The 17,073-nt window shown below is 61.8% G+C and carries 19 protein-coding genes; 7 read left to right on the forward strand and 12 right to left on the reverse strand.

Annotation, left to right across the window (positions count from 1 at the left end; all coding sequences use genetic code 11):
- Positions 1-55: 55 nt before the first annotated feature.
- A complete protein-coding gene (locus tag ACFSM5_RS20400) occupies positions 56-826 on the reverse strand; it encodes a 16S rRNA (uracil(1498)-N(3))-methyltransferase (RefSeq protein ID WP_379878449.1) in 771 nt (256 codons plus the stop codon).
- A 40-nt stretch (positions 827-866) separates the two neighbouring features.
- Complete coding sequence (locus ACFSM5_RS20405; protein WP_379878451.1) at positions 867-2,027, reverse strand: MFS transporter; 1,161 nt, start codon at positions 2,025-2,027, stop codon at positions 867-869.
- Between the two features lie 132 nt (positions 2,028-2,159).
- Between ACFSM5_RS20405 and ACFSM5_RS20410 the strand changes: the two genes are divergently transcribed.
- From ACFSM5_RS20410 to ACFSM5_RS20425, 4 genes are all read left to right on the forward strand, one after another.
- Positions 2,160-2,609, forward strand: a complete 450-nt coding sequence (locus tag ACFSM5_RS20410; RefSeq protein ID WP_379878453.1) for an Lrp/AsnC family transcriptional regulator — start codon at positions 2,160-2,162, stop codon at positions 2,607-2,609.
- A 194-nt stretch (positions 2,610-2,803) separates the two neighbouring features.
- On the forward strand, positions 2,804-3,451 hold the full coding sequence (locus tag ACFSM5_RS20415; RefSeq protein ID WP_379878455.1) for a substrate-binding periplasmic protein: 648 nt from the start codon (positions 2,804-2,806) through the stop codon (positions 3,449-3,451).
- Between the two features lie 89 nt (positions 3,452-3,540).
- Entirely contained in the window at positions 3,541-4,272 is a 732-nt protein-coding gene (locus ACFSM5_RS20420; RefSeq protein ID WP_379878457.1) for a substrate-binding periplasmic protein, read from the forward strand.
- Between the two features lie 117 nt (positions 4,273-4,389).
- The gene (locus ACFSM5_RS20425) at positions 4,390-5,799 is read left to right on the forward strand and encodes an undecaprenyl-phosphate glucose phosphotransferase (RefSeq protein ID WP_379878459.1); all 1,410 of its coding nucleotides are present in this window, start codon (positions 4,390-4,392) and stop codon (positions 5,797-5,799) included.
- A 3-nt stretch (positions 5,800-5,802) separates the two neighbouring features.
- Here ACFSM5_RS20425 and ACFSM5_RS20430 read toward each other — a convergent pair whose 3' ends face one another.
- Genes ACFSM5_RS20430 through ACFSM5_RS20445 form a run of 4 tightly spaced genes read right to left on the reverse strand, consistent with a single transcriptional unit; the run spans position 5,803 to position 8,018 of the window.
- Positions 5,803-6,318, reverse strand: coding sequence for a GNAT family N-acetyltransferase (locus ACFSM5_RS20430; protein WP_379878462.1), 516 nt, complete (start codon positions 6,316-6,318; stop codon positions 5,803-5,805).
- Complete coding sequence (locus ACFSM5_RS20435) at positions 6,315-6,701, reverse strand: type II toxin-antitoxin system VapC family toxin (protein WP_379878464.1); 387 nt, start codon at positions 6,699-6,701, stop codon at positions 6,315-6,317. Before ACFSM5_RS20435 ends, ACFSM5_RS20430 begins: the two co-directional genes overlap by 4 nt.
- On the reverse strand, positions 6,698-6,937 hold the full coding sequence (locus ACFSM5_RS20440) for a type II toxin-antitoxin system Phd/YefM family antitoxin (RefSeq protein ID WP_379878466.1): 240 nt from the start codon (positions 6,935-6,937) through the stop codon (positions 6,698-6,700). The genes ACFSM5_RS20435 and ACFSM5_RS20440 overlap by 4 nt, the downstream gene beginning before the upstream one ends.
- 52 nt (positions 6,938-6,989) lie before the next feature.
- On the reverse strand, positions 6,990-8,018 hold the full coding sequence (locus tag ACFSM5_RS20445) for a methyl-accepting chemotaxis protein (RefSeq protein ID WP_379878468.1): 1,029 nt from the start codon (positions 8,016-8,018) through the stop codon (positions 6,990-6,992).
- A 428-nt stretch (positions 8,019-8,446) separates the two neighbouring features.
- Between ACFSM5_RS20445 and ACFSM5_RS20450 the strand changes: the two genes are divergently transcribed.
- Genes ACFSM5_RS20450 through ACFSM5_RS20460 form a run of 3 tightly spaced genes read left to right on the forward strand, consistent with a single transcriptional unit; the run spans position 8,447 to position 10,591 of the window.
- Complete coding sequence (locus ACFSM5_RS20450) at positions 8,447-9,211, forward strand: gamma-glutamyl-gamma-aminobutyrate hydrolase family protein (protein ID WP_379878470.1); 765 nt, start codon at positions 8,447-8,449, stop codon at positions 9,209-9,211.
- Positions 9,211-9,999 carry a YhjD/YihY/BrkB family envelope integrity protein gene (locus ACFSM5_RS20455; protein ID WP_379878472.1) on the forward strand — a complete coding sequence of 263 codons (789 nt, stop codon included), beginning with the start codon at positions 9,211-9,213 and terminating at the stop codon, positions 9,997-9,999. Before ACFSM5_RS20450 ends, ACFSM5_RS20455 begins: the two co-directional genes overlap by 1 nt.
- Entirely contained in the window at positions 9,992-10,591 is a 600-nt protein-coding gene (locus tag ACFSM5_RS20460) for a class I SAM-dependent methyltransferase (RefSeq protein WP_379878474.1), read from the forward strand. The genes ACFSM5_RS20455 and ACFSM5_RS20460 overlap by 8 nt, the downstream gene beginning before the upstream one ends.
- A gap of 3 nt (positions 10,592-10,594) precedes the next feature.
- Here the strand turns inward: ACFSM5_RS20460 and phoB are convergent, their stop codons facing one another.
- From phoB to ACFSM5_RS20490, 6 genes are all read right to left on the reverse strand, one after another.
- Positions 10,595-11,305, reverse strand: coding sequence for a phosphate regulon transcriptional regulator PhoB (gene phoB, locus ACFSM5_RS20465; protein ID WP_379878476.1), 711 nt, complete (start codon positions 11,303-11,305; stop codon positions 10,595-10,597).
- Positions 11,305-12,048 (reverse strand): phosphate signaling complex protein PhoU, encoded by a 744-nt coding sequence (gene phoU / locus ACFSM5_RS20470; protein WP_379878478.1) that lies wholly within the window; start codon positions 12,046-12,048, stop codon positions 11,305-11,307. The genes phoB and phoU overlap by 1 nt, the downstream gene beginning before the upstream one ends.
- Positions 12,049-12,065: 17 nt before the next feature.
- On the reverse strand, positions 12,066-12,854 hold the full coding sequence (pstB, locus tag ACFSM5_RS20475; RefSeq protein ID WP_379878481.1) for a phosphate ABC transporter ATP-binding protein PstB: 789 nt from the start codon (positions 12,852-12,854) through the stop codon (positions 12,066-12,068).
- Between the two features lie 4 nt (positions 12,855-12,858).
- Complete coding sequence (gene pstA / locus ACFSM5_RS20480; protein ID WP_379878484.1) at positions 12,859-14,166, reverse strand: phosphate ABC transporter permease PstA; 1,308 nt, start codon at positions 14,164-14,166, stop codon at positions 12,859-12,861.
- Positions 14,159-15,631, reverse strand: a complete 1,473-nt coding sequence (gene pstC / locus ACFSM5_RS20485) for a phosphate ABC transporter permease subunit PstC (protein ID WP_379878486.1) — start codon at positions 15,629-15,631, stop codon at positions 14,159-14,161. The genes pstA and pstC overlap by 8 nt, the downstream gene beginning before the upstream one ends.
- A gap of 76 nt (positions 15,632-15,707) precedes the next feature.
- Positions 15,708-16,730 carry a PstS family phosphate ABC transporter substrate-binding protein gene (locus ACFSM5_RS20490; protein ID WP_379878488.1) on the reverse strand — a complete coding sequence of 341 codons (1,023 nt, stop codon included), beginning with the start codon at positions 16,728-16,730 and terminating at the stop codon, positions 15,708-15,710.
- Between the last annotated feature and the right edge of the window lie 343 nt (positions 16,731-17,073).

Genomic DNA, 17,073 nt, shown 5'->3' on the forward strand with positions numbered 1-17,073 from the left:
ATTGTTCTTGTATTTGTTACGATTGAGCGGCTTGGAGGGCCGGATAGGAAGGCTGTCAGCTCGGCTGCGACGAGCGGGGAAGGAGGGAGCGCCAGTCTCCCAGCAGCGATTGCACGACCGACAATACCGCAACTGCGGCCGTGTCGGCACGCAAGATTCGCGGACCTAGGCTGACACGGGTGACTAGGGGAATGTCGGTCAGAGTTTCAAGCTCCCCCGGTGCAAATCCTCCCTCCGGCCCGATCAGAACCGCCAGCGGTCCAGGCGCCAGATCGGCAAGAACCGAGGCAATAGGCCCGCCACCGCCGGTTTCGTCACAGATGATCAGCCGCCGTTCGGCAGGCCAGTCGGCAGGCAGATCGACCAGGGAGACGGGTTCCGCCACCTCCGGGATCGACAGGCGTTCACATTGTTCGGCAGCCTCCACCGCGATAGCAGCCAGGCGATCCGTCGGCACCCGTCCGCCCTGGGTGCGGCGGGTGATGACCGGGGCAAGGCGGCTGACCCCCAGTTCGGTTGCCTTCTCCGCAATGAAGTCCACCCGCGCCCGCTTCAAGGGCGCAAACAGCAGCCAGAGGTCGGGTTCGGGGGTCTGGGGACGGGTCTGTGAGAGCACGCGGGCGCTGCCGCTTTTCTTGCCCAGAGTCTGGAGTTCGGCCGCAGCCTCGCCATCCCGGCCGTTGAACAAGGCGACACGGGCACCGGGCGTCAGACGCAGCACATTGCGCAGATAATGGGCCTGCCCTTCGTCCAGCGCGACCTCGGCACCAATCGTCAGATCGCCTGCCACATGGAGCCGTGCCGCGCCTGCCTCTTTCTCGTCCATAACCCGCCCTTACCAGGAAACCGTTCCCGGCAATCCTATGTCAGCTTGCGGCGGCAGGCGCCAGCCCCGGCTTGCGCATGGCGGTCAGCCCGACCACTGCCGACGCCCAATAGAGCAGTGCTACCCCGAGGGTCACCGGCACAAAACCCAGATGCTCATAGACCCAGCCGAAACTGGCCGTCCCCAGGGTGAGGCCCGCATAGGTAACGGCGCTATTGACCGCCATGATGCTGCCCCGGCGTGCCGGATCACATCCGCCCAGCCAGCTGATGATGCTGTTCAGTACCATATGCTGGGTCAGACCGAAGCAGGCCATCACCCCCAGCATCGCCGGCACGCTATAGGCCGCCCAGGGCATGGCGAGCACAAGGCAGCCCGCACCGACCCCCACCAGCACCAGCATGCGGCCGGACCCCCAGCGGTCGATCCAGCGCGCCCCGCCTACGGCCAACGAGAAACCGAGGCCATAGGCCAGCGCCAGCAAGCTAGCGGCGCCGGCCCCACTGCCGTTCAAGACGCGGAAATAGCTGCCGACATAGCTGAAGACGCCATAGAAGGCCGCCATCACACACCAGCAGGCCACCAATCCGGCGATGACACCCGGCACGGTTACCGCCTGCCGGATCGATGGCTTGGGCGCCACTCCGGTCCGGGCTTCGGGCAGGAACCAGACGGCCCCCGCCACCAGCAGCGCGACCGCGCCAAACGAGCCATAGGCTCCCCGCCAGCCAAACGCTTCACCCAATACACCCCCAACCGGAACGCCCAGTACCAGGGCAACCGACCAGCCGAGCAATACCTTGCCCAGCACCGCTGAACGTTTTTCGGGCGGCGCGATATCCCCTGCGGCGGCATAGGTTCCCGGGAGAAGCACCCCGGCAGCCCCACCCGTCAGAAGATGGCCCACGGCGAATAGCGCTAGATTTGGACTGACCGCGATCAGACCGAGGCCGACCGTCATCACAACCATGGCCAATCCCAAGGCTCGACCTCGGCGGAAACGATCGACGCGCGGCGCCACCAGCAGCGCGCTCAAAGCCGTGGCGATTCCATAGACGGAGAGGGCAGTGCCGACAGCCGCCGTGGTCACGTCAAAGCTTGATCCGATATCCAGCAGAAGCGGAGAAGCGACCATCGCCTGGGCGCCAATGATGCCGACCGTCGCGACCAGAACGGCAATTGCCCGAGAGAGATATGTCACGGTAGCCTCCCATGCTGAATTTCATTAGGTGATTTCTAAGATCGACCTAATAGTATGAGAGTTCCACCGCGAAACGCTGGTGTTAACGAAAAACATACGGCATTCGGCAAAAACCCTGAACGGACCAGACAGATGGACCTGATTGACCGAAAATTATTAAGTCTTTTGCAACGGGACGCTGGACAGACCTATGCCGAATTGGCCCAGCAGCTGAATCTGTCGGCGCCCGCGCTCCATGACCGGGTGAAGAAGCTGAAAGCCAAAGGCGTCTTGAAACGCACGACGGTCGAGCTGGATGCCAAGGCGCTCGGCCATGCCATCACCGCCATGGTTCATGTGGATACCGAAGGCTGGCATACGGCCGAGGTCGCCGAAGCCCTCAGCAAGAATGGCCGGGTGGAAGAGATCCACTGCGTTTCCGGCGACACATGTTTCATCCTCAAAGTCCGCTCGGCCACCACCGAAGCGCTGGAGGATGTGCTGCACGAGATCAAACATTTGCCCGGCGTCAAACAGACCAACAGCTATGTCGTGTTACGCACCTATCTGGAACGGGGGCCTGACCCGCTGATCGTCGACTGACTATTCATAGCGGTTCGACGGTATCCTGATACAACATACCGGTGATAATATTTTAACTCATCACTATAGATACTAACTCCCCTAAATAACAAAATATACCCGGGGGGATTCGGATGTATAAAATAGCAACAGCACTCGCCGCGAGTGTGGTCTTTTCTGGCTTGGCCGCACAGGCCAAAGAAATTCATATCGGTATGCGACTAGTCGCACCCTATACGGTGAAGACCGAGACCGGGTACGGCGGGCTGGATTATGAATTGATCCAGGCGGCGCTGGCCAAGAAGGGACATACCCTGAAGGTGACGATCCTGCCGTTCGCGCGTCTGGTCGCGACCTTCAACGAGAACAAGGAACTGGAGGCTGCGGCCCCCGTCCTGCCATCCTTCAATATCCCAGGCACCCTGTCCGAGCCGTTCATCACCTATACGAACGTCGGCCTGTCGCTGGAAAAGACCAAGCTCTCTGTTTCCACCATGGCCGATCTCTCGAATGTCCGGGTGATCGCTTTCCAGAATGCACGCTCGGCCCTGGGGCCTGATTTCGCGGCAGCGGTCGAGAAAGGCGGCAAATACCGCGAGGAAGCCCTTCAGCAGCTGCAGTTGAAGGCACTTTTCAACGACCGCGCAGACCTGGTGGTCGGCGAGCGCCGCATCCTGAAGTATTTCATCCAGGATCCTGAAACCGGCGTCGATTCCACGCTGAAGACGGTTGAACATCCGCTGTTCAATCCAGTGCACTACAGCGTGGTTTTCCGCGACCCTGCATTGGCTGCAGACTTCAACGCCGGACTGGCCGCCTTGAAGGCATCTGGGGAATATGATGCCATCGTCAAGAAATACTGACGTCCTCTCCTAAAAGAGGGATCCCGGTCTAAGCACCCCCCGTGTTACCGTTCCAATGGTAGCTGCGCTGCCAGAGGAGGATACGGGGGGTGAGAACCAGCACCGCGCTCTATGCCTTCGTAACGGGGGCTTTCGTCTTTGGCCATGCCGACGCACGGGAGATCCGCATAGGGCTACGCGAGGTGCCGCCCTATGTGGTGCAGGCGGGCGACAGTTATGTCGGCCTCGATTATGAGGTGATATCGGCCGCACTGGCGGCGCGTAGCCATACGCTCCGGGTCACCTTGATGCCCTTCGCACGCCTGACGGCCACCTTCCAGCAGAATCTCGCCCTAGATGCGGCAGCGCCGGTTATTGCCGACTTCAAGGTCGGGGGCGAGATCTCCGACCCCTATGCCGTCTATACAAATGTCGCTTTGACCCTGGCGAAAAACGATATCCGCCTCGAGAGCATTGCCGATCTCGCGCGGTATCGGGTCATGGCCTTCCAGAACGCAACTTCCGCCCTGGGGCTGACCTTCAGCAAGACGATGGCGGGCAATCTCAACTATCGTGAAGAAGCGACACAGTTGGTTGCCGTACGCGCGCTGTTTTTCGAGCGCACCGATGTCGTGATCGGGGAACGTCGGATTTTGCGCTATCTGATGGGCGATCCGTCGAGCGGCATCGATCCCGACATCAAGACAGTCGAACATCCCCTCTTTGCACCCGTCAGCTACAGCGTGGTCTTCCGCGACCCCATGCTGGCAGCCGACTTCAACGCCGGATTGGCGGCAATCCGCGCCGATGGTACCTATGACGCGATCCTGAGGAAATATTAGAGCGGCCGGGAGCGACGCAAAAAGGAAACAGGTTCAATAGATACATTTGAATCCTTCCTCTTCCCTTTGTTCGCTAAGCTGTTACCCTGGCGACGATTTTTCCGGACCCCAATGAATATGAATCGTAAGAATACCGCCAGCCTCACAACCGATTGGCACATCTTCATCGCCGGCATGTTACGCCTGGGCGACGTCGCTATCTGTGTCGCAATGGCCTTCGTCTCGTACCGTCTGTGGCACGAGACCTGGACCATGCCCGCCTATTATCAATGGGCGATCGCGCTGGCGGCCTTGCTGATTCTGAACTTCACCCATATCGCCGGGCTCTATCGCCAGGAGGCGCTGGGCAGCGCGTCGGTGCAGATTGTTCGCATCGTCACGGCCTGGACGGCTGTTTTCGCCATCCTGATGGCCCTGGCCTATGCGACCGATATCCCCAGCTGGTTCAGCCTGGATTGGGCATTCCTTTGGTATGGCATGACGCTGGGCGGTTTTGTCGTGGTGCGTGTCATCGCCTGGCTGCGCCGCCGCCGCCTGCGTCGCCAGGGCCGCCTGAAGCTCCGCATTGCCCTGGTCGGCGCCCGTGAGCTCGGCCGCCATGTGCTGCGCCAGCTTTCCGCGTCCGATCAGATCGAGGTTGTGGGCGTCTATGACGATATCCCCTCGACCGATGCGCTGATCGAAGGCGTCCCCTATCGCGGTCCGGTCGCCAATCTGGTGGCCCTGTCCCGGCGCGAACAGCTGGACGAGATCGTCATCGCGATGATCGACCGCTCGCCCGAAGAGATCGAAACCGTGCTCGCCAAGCTGCGCGAAGTGCCGGTGAACGCCAAATTCTGCGCCCATACCCTGCGCTTCAACCTGCCGGTGCGCGGCTATTCAGCCGTCGGCGGCCTGCCGCTGCTGCATGTGTATGAGCGCCCGATGTCCGGCTGGGGCGCCATCTGGAAAGGCACCGAGGATCGCATCCTGGGCCTTGCCCTGCTGATCCCCCTGCTGCCCATCATGGGCATCATCGCCCTATTGGTGAAGATGGACAGCCCCGGCCCGGTGCTGTTCCGTCAGAAGCGGTACGGCTTCAACAACAACGAGATCGAGGTCTTCAAATTCCGCTCCATGCGGCATGACCCGAACCCCGATCCCAATGTGCCACAGGCCCGCAAGAACGACGCGCGTATCACCCGCATCGGCGCCTTCCTGCGCAAGAGCAGCCTTGACGAGCTACCCCAGCTTTTCAACGTGCTCGCCGGGACCATGTCGCTGGTCGGCCCCCGTCCGCATGCCGTTGCCCATAACGAGCATTATGCGAACATCATCGACGGATACCTCGGCCGTCACCGGGTGAAGCCCGGCATCACCGGCTGGGCCCAGGTCAACGGCTATCGCGGCGAGACCGACACGCCCGAGAAGATGCGCATGCGCGTGCAGTTCGATCTCTATTACATCGACAATTGGTCGATCAGCTTCGATCTGAAGATCCTGGCCCTGACTGCCTTCGTTGGCTTCGTCCACAAGAACGCTTACTGATACCTAGTCGGACGTGATGTCGATCCGATAGGCCAGCAGCCTGAGTTCCCCCTGCCCCTCCGGATCGGGAATGAGCAGGTCGTATTCTCCGCAGCGACGGAACCCGAGCCCCTCATACAGCGCAACCGCAGGGGCGGCAAAACTCGCGGTATGCAGCGCCAGCACATCCGCGCCGCGGTCCGACGCCGCCTTCAGGCAGGCCTTCACGAGACGTTGAGCAATGCGGCGTCCGCGTGCCTCGGGCAGCACCGCGAGCTTACGGATGCCCGCCCAGCCCAGCGGCAGACCTTCGGAGGAGATATCCGGATAGAAGAGGGCGCTGCCCAGGATCCGGCCGTTCTCCTCCACCACATAGGCCTCGGACTCCTCCCAATAGTCGGCCAGACGACGCAATTCTTCAAGGTAGCCCTCGAAGATCGTCTTGGGCGAATGGGCGGCATATTCCGAGAAAGCCGCGACGCAGACCGCCTCGATAGCGGCGATATCGGACCGGTTGGCACGGCGGAGGGTAAGGTTCATATCAGCCTCACCGGATGTCCATAGCGCGCAACAACGGTATCTGCCGTCAGAAGCGGGATTCCTTCGACCAGGGCCTGGACGACCAACATCCGATCAAAAGGATCTTTATGAAGCGCAGGCAATCCGTCGATCGCGACTGCATGTCCGCCGGTTATCGGCAATTCTTCATATCCATTATCCAGCAATCCGCGGCGCAATTCCCGGTGGTCGACCTGAAAATCCTCCCGGCCCAGCCCCCGTTTAATCGCAATTTCCCACAGGCTGGCCGCGCTGAAGACCGGCTGATTCTGCATGTCGCCGATCAGCGCTTTTGCCTCGGCCGACAATTTTTCCGGATCATTGGCCGCCCATAACAGAAGATGGGTATCGAGCAGCAGCCTCATTCACCAAACAACCGCTCGATCTCAGTCGCTCCCATCCGATCAAAATCATCGGGAACGGAGAGGCGGCCCTGCATGAACCCCAGGCGACGTTGCTGGCCATCATCCACGGCAGTCAGGGGAACCACCTTCACCATGGGCCGGCCGGCTTTGGCGATGACAAAGCCCTCCCCTTGCGCAGCCAGTTCTACCAGCCGGGAAAGATGGGTCTTGGCTTCGTGGATATTGACGGTCCGCATGAGCATTCCCCTGAACTTAGTCTATTAAACTTAGTTCAGATGCAGCGGCCCTTCAAGACCGCAGCGGCACCTGTTCGATCACGCCGTACCAGCCGAGTCCCCGATAAGTTTCGTAGCCTGGCGTCAGGGCATAGCCGACGATGGTACCATCGGGGCGGACATAGGCATCCTGATCGGTACCGGTCTTGCGCAGATCGTACCGCTCGCTCAAGACCCCCTTGCGATCCGACGACGCGATGATCCGCCCCTTGGCATCGATCAGCAGGCAACGGGTGCGGGTGCGCTCTTCGTCCGACAGACGCACCCCATCGACCACGGCTTGGCTCTGGTTCTGCCAGTCGAAGAAGATTGCCAGAACCCCCACCACCTCGCCGGTGGTCGCGCCGCCGCGTCGGATGGCCGTGGCGTAGGTTGCGACCGATTGGCCGCCCAGGCGCGGTTCGGTTTCGATATCCGCCACGGCGAACTCCGACCCGTCACGAGTGGAAAGAGCCTGCCGGAACCAGGAGGCCCCGGCACAGGTCTGCGTCACGGCATTGGGATAGCGGTCAGGGCGACCGTTGGCGATGACCCGGCCGTCGAGGTCCAGCACCCAGAGATCCAGGTAGACGGTGTAGCTGTCGAGAATCACGCCTAAGCGCTGGGTGGCGAAGATCGCGGTGTCGGTTCCCGGCCGCGCTGCTGCCTCGACAACGGCGCTGTCGGTGGCCCACCAGCGCACATCACAGGAGCGTTCATAGAGATTGCGATCGATGATCTCGATCATATTAAGCGCCAGATCGGTGGCACGGGCGCTGCGCTGACTTTGCACCAAAGTCGTCCCCACCTGATTGAGCGCGCCGATGCGGTCGGCCATGGTCTTGTTGAGCGTCTGGGCGATATCGCTGATCTGCTGCGAGATGGCATTGACCTCATGGGCAACGACCGCAAAGCCGCGCCCCTGGACCCCGGCACGCCCCGCTTCGATCAGGGCATTCATTGCCAGCATCTTCGTCGTCCGCATGACGGATTGGATTTCCGTCACCTTGGCTGTGGCGAGATCCGATACTTCCTTCGATAGCGCTAAGATCTGTTCCTGCATGGCCCCGACTGCTTTCCCCTTCAAAAAGCCGGAGCGCATTGATAGGCGGAACCCCTTGAGGCACAAGGCAAAAATCGGGCTTTTTTCTGACCGAACAGGCAGGAATATTGCCTAATTTTTAACACTCGTTTTTGCCTATACAAATAAATTAGCAACAGTTTAACCAGCTTAAACCAAAGTTGGTCAGTATTGCTGACAAACTTGCTGCGCCGCGCAAAAGTTGCGACATTCTGACGCAGATCGTCAAACTTCATACAAAACGGCATTTCGACGGCTAATTCGACAGAAGATTGCCGTTATTGCGTCTCATGCAGAATATCCCTGTCCAATGGCCCGTTTTTGCGTCGGTTCCCCGCACGCCACCCTTGCAACCGGAGCCGGGGTTTTCCACAGTACCACCATACGGTCTGACCCTAGAGGCGATGAGAATGCGCAAACCCCTGATCGGCGTAACCTGCTGCCGCCGTGAGTTCGATGCTGCTCCCGGCCATTTTGTCGGCGAGAAGTATATCCGCGGGGCAACCGACGGGGCCGATGCGCTGGGCGTTCTGATCCCGGCGCTGGGGGCAGGCGATCTGGATGACCTGCTGCTCTCGCTCGATGGGGTCATTGTCACCGGCAGCCCCTCGAACGTGGAGCCGCGCCTGTATAACGGGCCTGCCAGTGCGCCGGGGACTCTGCACGACCCGCACCGCGATGCCACCACCCTGCCGCTGATTCGGCGGGCGGTTCAACTGGGTGTGCCGCTGCTAGGGATCTGCCGGGGCCATCAGGAACTGAATGTGGCCTTCGGTGGCACCCTGTTCCAGCGCGTCCATGAAGTGCCGGGACGGATGGATCATCGCGAACCGTCGGATGTCTCCTACGACGAGAAATACGCCTATACCGCCCATACGGTCAGCTTCCCCGAAGGCAGCATGCTCCATCGCCTCAACGGCGGGGCGGAAGCCTGGGTGAACTCGCTGCATTGGCAGGCTGTCGACAAGGTCGGCGAGGGTCTGGCGGTAGATGCCGTCGCCCCCGATGGCACCATCGAGGCCTTGCGCGTCGTCAATGCCCCGGCCTTCGCCTATTCGGTGCAGTGGCATCCTGAATATAAGGTTCTGGAGAATCCCCTCTCGCTGGCGCTGTTCCGGGAATTCGGGGCAGCGGCACGCGCACGGCAGGCCAAGACCACCAGCCGCGCGGCGTGATGCCGCTTTTCATCGCCATTCCGATAGCTGCCTGGCGGCGGTTTCTGGGCGAGCGCGGCTTGGTGCTGGCCGGATCCCTGGCCTTTACCACCATGCTAGCCATGGTGCCGCTTGCCACCCTCGCTTTTGGCATGATTTCGGGAGTGAGCGGCATCGGTCCGCTGGTCGCGCCTGCCCGCCGTTTCATCCTGGATAGCTTCGTGCCGGGCGTGTCGGCGACGCTAGATCAGCAGCTCGACCTCTTCATCGTCAACGCAGCCTCACTGCCCGCGATCATGCTGCCGGTCCTGGGGCTCGCCGCTGTTCTTCTGTTGATCGAGATCGAAGCTGCCGTCGCGGACGTCTGGCGGCAAGAGAAGCGCCCATCCTGGAGGCGTCGCATGCTGCTGGTCCCCGGCATCCTGTTGGCAATGCCGCTACTGGCAGCGGTCAGCGGCTGGGCGGCCACCTCGGTCCTGACCAGGGCCGACATCATTCCCGGCTCCGTGCTGTCTCATACCGCGACGCCGGTCATCGGCTTCATGACGTTTCTGCTGATGTATCTGGTGTTCCCGCGCCCGCGTCCGCCGGTCAAAGCAGCCGCCATTGGCGCCGCCTTCGCCGCCGGTCTGCTGCAGGCCGCCAAGGTGATCTTCGGCTGGTACGCTATCGTCTCCCCGGTGCAGAACCTGATCTATGGCGCGCTCGCCGCCATCCCGCTGCTGCAGCTGTGGCTCTTCATCCTCTGGATCATCGTGCTGGTCGGCGCGGCCCTCGCCGCTGAACTGGCGGAGCGCCACTATGCCTGAACTGACCAGCAATGCCGGTTACGCCAACGAGGCCGATAAACTGGCAATCCAGTATGAAAAGCTGCGGTTCGAGGATACCCAGGCCGACCTGATCCCCTTCCTGCCCGCACCTGGTCTGGCAATCGACATTGGTGCCGGAACGGGTCGGGATGTCGGTTGGTTGGCGGCCCACGGCTGGACCTGCGTTGCCGTCGAGCCGACAGCCGAACTGCGCGCCCATGCCCAGCGCCTCCACCCGGATCCGGCCATCACCTGGATCGACGATGGTCTGCCCACTCTTGCGAGCCTGCAGCCTTATGCCGGTCAGGCACAGATGGTGCTGATGACCGCCGTCTGGATGCATCTGACCCGCGAGGAGCGGGTTGCCGCCATGCCCAGGTTGGCGGAGCTGCTGGCGCCGGGCGGCATTCTGGCGATGACGGTACGCCATGGGCCGGTGCCCGAGGGACGGCGCATGTTCGAAATTGCCGACAGCGAAGTGCTGGCGGATGCCATCGGCCTTGGCCTTACCACGGTCCAGCACAACGACCGGCGGGCCGATACACAAGCCCGGCCCGGGGTCTTCTGGAGCCGGTTTATCTTCCGGCGCTAGCGGTCAGACCCGCGCCGGAACCGTTTCGTCGAGGGCATAACCGGCCGAGCGGACCGTGCGGACGATATCCATCTCGCCATCGCCGTTCAGTGCCTTGCGCAGGCGACGGATATGCACATCGACCGTGCGCGGCTCGACATAGACATCCGATCCCCAGACCGAATCCAACAGCTGTTCGCGGGAGAAGACGCGGCCCGGATGCTCCATCAGATAGCGCAGCAGGCGGAACTCGGTCGGCCCCAGATGCACATCGCGGGTATTGCGGCGGACACGGTGGGCGACGAGATCCAGGATCACGTCGGCAAAGGCCAGCACGTCGCCATCCACACTCGGGCGGGTACGGCGCAGAACCGCCTTCACGCGGGCAACCAGTTCGGTGACCGAGAAGGGCTTGGTGACATAATCGTCGGCGCCGCTGTCGAGACCGCGGATCTTGTCCGCTTCCTCGCCGCGGGCGGTCAGCATGATGATCGGCGTGGTGCGGGCCGAGGGCAGCCGACGCAGACGGCGGCAGACCTCGATGCCCGACAGCATCGGCAGCATCCAGTCGAGCAGCACCAGATCCGGATTCTGTTCGGCGGCGACGATCAGGGCTTCTTCGCCATCCATCGCTTCGACGACACGAAAACCTTCACGTTCCAGGTTGTACCGTAGCAGGGTGGAGATCGAAATCTCGTCTTCCACCACCAGGACCAGAGGCGTAACCGGCGACATCAGTGAGCTTCCTTGTCAAGGACGGTGGCGAGACCGGTGGCATCGACCATGGTCAGGCTGGAAACATCGCTCTTGGGGCGATCGGCGGGCATATGCTGGCCTTTTACGATGAAATAGACCGTTTCCGCGATATTTGTCGCGTGATCACCCACCCGTTCCAGATTCTTCGCCATGAAGAGGATATGGGTGCAGGGGGTGATGTTGCGCGGGTCTTCCATCATGTAGGTCAGAAGTTCGCGGAAGATGCTGGTGTAGAGCTCGTCGATCTCAAGATCGCCGTCGCGCACGGCCTGGGCCTTGGTCGCATCGCCCTGGGCGAAGGCATCCAGGGTCTCCTGGATGACGCTCTGCACCTGCTTGCCGAGGCGGATGACAGCCGCCGTCGGGCGCATCGAGGGGGCCGAGTTCAAGGCGATTGTACGTTTGGCGAGGTTCGCCGCGTAGTCACCGATGCGCTCCAGCTCGTTCGCGATCCGCAGCGAAGCGATGACGGTCCGCAGGTCCGAGGCCATCGGCTGACGCAGCGCCAGCAGGCGGACCACCTGGTCGTCGATTTCGCTCTGCAGGGTATCGATGCGCTGATCGGCACCGACAACCGCGCTTGCCAGCTGGCTGTCACGCTTGGACAGCGCCGTAATCGCCTGCGCCAGGGCTGCCTCGACAAGGCCGCCCATCTGGCTGATCGACTGCGCCAGACGCTTCAATTCTTCATCGAAGGAGCGGACGATATGGTCGTTCGACATGGGAAGTCCTTTCGGGATCAGCCGAAGCGGCCGGTAATATAACCCTGGGTGCGCTCGTCCGAGGGGTTGGTGAAGATCTGCGCGGTATCGCCCACTTCCACCAGATCGCCCAGATGGAAGAAGGCAGTGCGCTGGGAGACGCGCGCGGCCTGCTGCATCGAATGGGTGACGATCACGATGGTGTAGTTGGTGCGCAGCTCGTCGATCAGTTCTTCGATACGGGCCGTGGCAATCGGATCGAGGGCCGAGCACGGCTCATCCATCAGAATGACTTCCGGATCGACCGCGATGGCGCGGGCGATACACAGACGCTGTTGCTGACCGCCGGAAAGCGAGGTACCGCTTTCATGCAGGCGATCCTTCACTTCCTTGTGCAGGCCAGCGCGCTCCAGCGAACGCTGCACAACCTCGTCCGTCTCTTCCTTGGTGCGCACCAGACCATGGATGCGCGGGCCATAGGCGACATTGTCGTAGATCGACTTGGGGAAGGGGTTGGGCTTCTGGAAGACCATCCCGACCCGGGCGCGTAGCTGCACCACGTCGATCGAAGGATCATAGATATCCTGGTTGTCGAGGGTGATCTGACCCTTGACCCGACATCCTTCGATCACGTCGTTCATGCGGTTCAACGTGCGCAGGAAGGTCGACTTGCCGCAACCCGAGGGGCCGATCAGAGCCGTAACTTCATTCTCGTGCACATCGAGCGCAACCTTCTTCAAGGCTGGCTTTTCGCCGTAGAAGACCTCGACATCGACAGCCTTCATCTTGGTCGGCTTGCCGGTCGATTTGGCGGCGTGGAGCGTCATCGGATCACCACTTACGTTCGAATTTTTTGCGCAGGAAGATAGCGATGGCATTCATCGCCAGCAGGAAGGCCAGCAGCACCATGATGGCTGCCGAAGTTTTTTCGACAAATCCGCGCTCCGGACTGTCTGCCCAGAGGTAGATCTGCACCGGCAGGACAGTTGCCGCATCCGTCACGCTATGGGGCGTATCGACGATGAAGGCGACCATGCCGATCATCAGCAGCGGGGCGGTTTCACCCAAGGCATGGGCCAGCGCCAGGATCGTGCCGGTCAGGATGCCGGGCATCGCCAGCGGCAGCACATGGTGCGTCACCACCTGCAGTCGGCTGGCGCCCAGGCCCATCGCGGCCTGACGGATCGACGGGGGAACGGCGCGCAGGGCGGCGCGGGACGCGATGATGATGATGGGCAGGCTCATCAGCGCCAGCACCACACCACCGGCCAGCGGGGCCGAGCGCGGCAGACCGAAGAACTGCAGGAAAACCGCAAGACCTAGCAAGCCGAAGACGATGGAGGGGACAGCGGCGAGGTTGTTGATATTGACCTCGATCAGATCCGTCCATTTGTTCTTCGGGGCGAATTCTTCGAGGTATACCGCCGCCGCGACACCCAGCGGGAAAGCCAGGGCCAGGGTGATCGCCAGGGTCAGGATAGAGCCGATAACCGAGCCCCAGACACCGGCCAGCTCAGGCTGACGGCTATCGCCGCTGGAGAGGAACCAGCCGTTGAAATCGGTGGAGATCAGGCCCCTGGCGTCGAGCTGCTTGTAGTAACCCAGCTGCTTGGGCGTGATGCGGGCGTTACCGCTGGCGATATCGCTTTCCTCGATACGTCCCTTGTTGAACATGTCGATATCGGAGGACACCGGCACCTTCAGCGTGATGCTTTGACCGATCAGCGACGGGTCCTTCAGAACCCTGTCGCGGATCATGACCGAGGCACCATCGGACAGCAGGGCATACAGCTCGCGCAGATCCTGGCGGGCGGTCACCTCGGGCAGATCGGCGCGGATCGCGCGGCGGGCGACATTGATATAGTCGCCGCGACGCAGATCATTCAGCTCACGCTTGCCGTTCGGATCGACGAGTTCGGCGTCGATCTGGGCGGTGACAGTGACATTCGTCGTCACGAAGGCCGAATAGCCGTCCGAGATGATGGTGTAGAGCAGCATAGCCAGGGCGGCGATGGCGAACATAACCGCCCCAAGACCGAGGGCACGGAAGTTCCGCTCGGAGGCATAGCGCTTCGCCAGGCGCTTGGCGGCATCGTCCGAGGTATGGGCCCCGGTCCGGCGATCGACGAGATCAGTCATATTTCTCTCGATACTTGCGCACCACCCGAAGGGCGATGAAGTTGAGGGTCAGGGTCACGCAGAAGAGCACCAGACCCAGGGCAAAGACCGACAGCGTCTTAGGGCTGTCGAATTCCTGGTCACCGACCAGCAGCGTCGCAATCTGGACGGTGATGGTGGTGACGGCTTTCAGCGGATTGAAGTCGAAGTCGCCTGCGGCAAGACCGGCCGCCATCGCCACGATCATCGTCTCGCCAATCGCGCGGCTCACGGCCAGCATGACGGCGGCGACTATACCCGGCAGCGCTGCGGGCAGCACCACCTGACGGATGGTCTCCGACTTGGTCGACCCCAGGCCATAGGCACCGTGGCGCAGGCTCTGCGGCACCGCATGAATGACGTCGTCGGCCAGCGAGGAGATATAGGGAACGATCATGATCCCCATGACCAGGCCAGCGGCAAGCGCGCTTTCACCCGCGATATCGAGATCAAAGCTGAAGGGCAGCCGGAAGGTCAGGGTGCCGAAGGCACTGAAGATCCCGAACAGGGTCTGGGTCCAATCGATACTGACGACGGGGTCCTTGAAGAACACACCCACGTTCCGGATCGCCGGAGCCACGGTCAGGGCCGCGAAGAAGCCATAGACGACTGACGGAATACCGGCCAGCACTTCAAGGGCGGGCTTGGCAACGGCACGAATCCGGGGCGTCGCATAGTCGGCCATATAGATCGCGCTCATCAGTCCGACCGGCACCGCAATGATCATCGCGATCACGGTGATCATCATGGTGCCATAGAGCAGCGGCAGGAAGCCGAAGGCACCCGACGAGCCAACCTGATCGGCACGGATCGCAGTCTGCGGCGACCATTCGGTGCCAAACAGGAAAGCGAGGACCGGGTACTTGCCAAAGAAGCGCAGGGCTTCAAACAGCAGCGACAGCACGATACCGAGCGTCGTCAGAACCGCGACGATGGAGCAGGCCAGCAGGGCCACCATCAGGAAGCGTTCGACCGCGTTGCGCGCTCGCATCTTCGGAGAGATCCGGCTGCGGGCGTAGGCAAGACCGGCGACGGCCAGCGCCAGCGCTACGACGGCAAGGGCGGCATGGCTGAGGCTGTTGAGGCTGGAGTAATGGGCCGCTGCGGCGATCAGATCGGGCGAGGCCGTGGCCTGCGCCTTGATGCCGGAGACGAGATTGAAAAGATCGCTCCAGACCAGTGACAGTTCGGACGGTGAGCCGGCGAAGAGAGCGGGATGACCGCCTTCGACCAGCAGTCGGACGATCGGACCCTGGGCAATCAGCCATAGGCAGGCGAGCAGCAGGGCCGGGACGCCGCACCAGACAGCGACGTAATAGCCATAGTAGCCGGGCAGGGAGTGCAGCGCGCCGCGTTCGGGCGCAAGGCCGACGGCCCGGCGACGGCCCATCCAGAAGCCGACGGTCGCCAAAATCGCCAAAGTCAGAAAGACGACACTAGGTGACATGGACCAACCTCAAGAGGACCTGAAACAAAAAGGGTGGAGCCGCTCCCCGGGGGCGGGAAGCGGCTTCCGGTCTTCACTACATTGCGAGCTTGGAACCCGAGGTCGCAGCGGCGCGAACCTTGGCCAGCTCTTCCTTCGGCAGGGGGATCAGACCCTTGTCGACGGCGTAACCTTCGGTACCGATGGCCTTTTCAGACACGAATTCGGCAACGAATTCCTTGATGCCCGGAATGACGCCAGCATGGGCGTTCTTCACGTAGAAGAAGATCGAGCGGGCAACCGGATACTTCGAGGCAGCGATGTTTTCGAAGGTCGGATCGACGCCTTCGATCATGTTCGCCTGGACCTTGTCGCGGTTCTGGTCGAGGAAGCTGTAGCCGAAGATGCCCAGGGCGTCCGGCGAGCTGTTCAGCTTCTGGACGATCAGGTTGTCGTTTTCGCCTGCTTCGATGTAGGCGCCGTCTTCACGGACGGTGTGGCAGACAGCCGACTTCTGCTTGGCATCGGTCAGGGCCTTCACGCCAGCGAATTCCTTGCAGCCTTCGGCCATCACCAGCTCGACGAACGCATCGCGGGTGCCGGAGGTGGGGGGCGGACCGTAGACTTCGATCTTGGTCGCGGGCAGCGACGGATCCAGCTGGCTCCAGGTCTTGTACGGGTTGGCGATGATCTGGCCGCCGACATCAACTTCCTTGGCCAGGGCCAGCCACAGCTGCTTACGGGTCAGGTTCAGCTTGCCCGAACCGATCTTGTCGGCGATGACGATGCCGTCGAAGCCGATCTTAACTTCGGTGATGTCAGTGACACCGGCCTTGGCGCAGCTCTCGATCTCGGACTTGGTGATCGGGCGCGAGGCGTTGGTGATGTCCGGGTGCTGGGTACCGACACCGGTGCAGAACAGCTTCATGCCGCCGCCGGTACCGGTCGATTCGACAACCGGGGTCTTGAACTGGCCCTGACGGCCGAACTGCTCGGCGACAACCGACGAGAAGGGGAACACGGTCGACGAACCGACGATGCGGATCTGATCGCGGGCAGCAGCCGGGAGGGCGAGGGCAGAGCAAGCCAGGGCGGCCAGCGCGAGGGACTTGTAATTCATGTCGCGTCCTTTCGGTTTAAAAGGGGTCGGCGCCTGACCTCGGCAACTCGCCTTCAGATCAGGTGCGCGGCGACCGGAAACTACCTACCGACGGCGCTATTCTTATGACGCTCATGTTACAGGATGATGACATCGCGCCCGGCCCCCGGAATGGCTGGGTTGCAGGCTTGGATTGGAGATCGAAAATCTCTTGCGACGCCTCAAATAGGAGTCGTCATCCCGGCCCACGAGCCGGGATCTCGTGTAGACGGCCCGAGTCGAAAAGCGGGGTGGAGGTTTGCCACACGAGATCCCGGATCAAGTTCGGGATGACCGTGTTTTAGTGGGAAATGCGCCCGGGACT

Origin of the sequence: Lacibacterium aquatile (assembly GCF_042683105.1) — a bacterium.
GTDB lineage: Bacteria > Pseudomonadota > Alphaproteobacteria > Elsterales > Elsteraceae > Lacibacterium > Lacibacterium aquatile.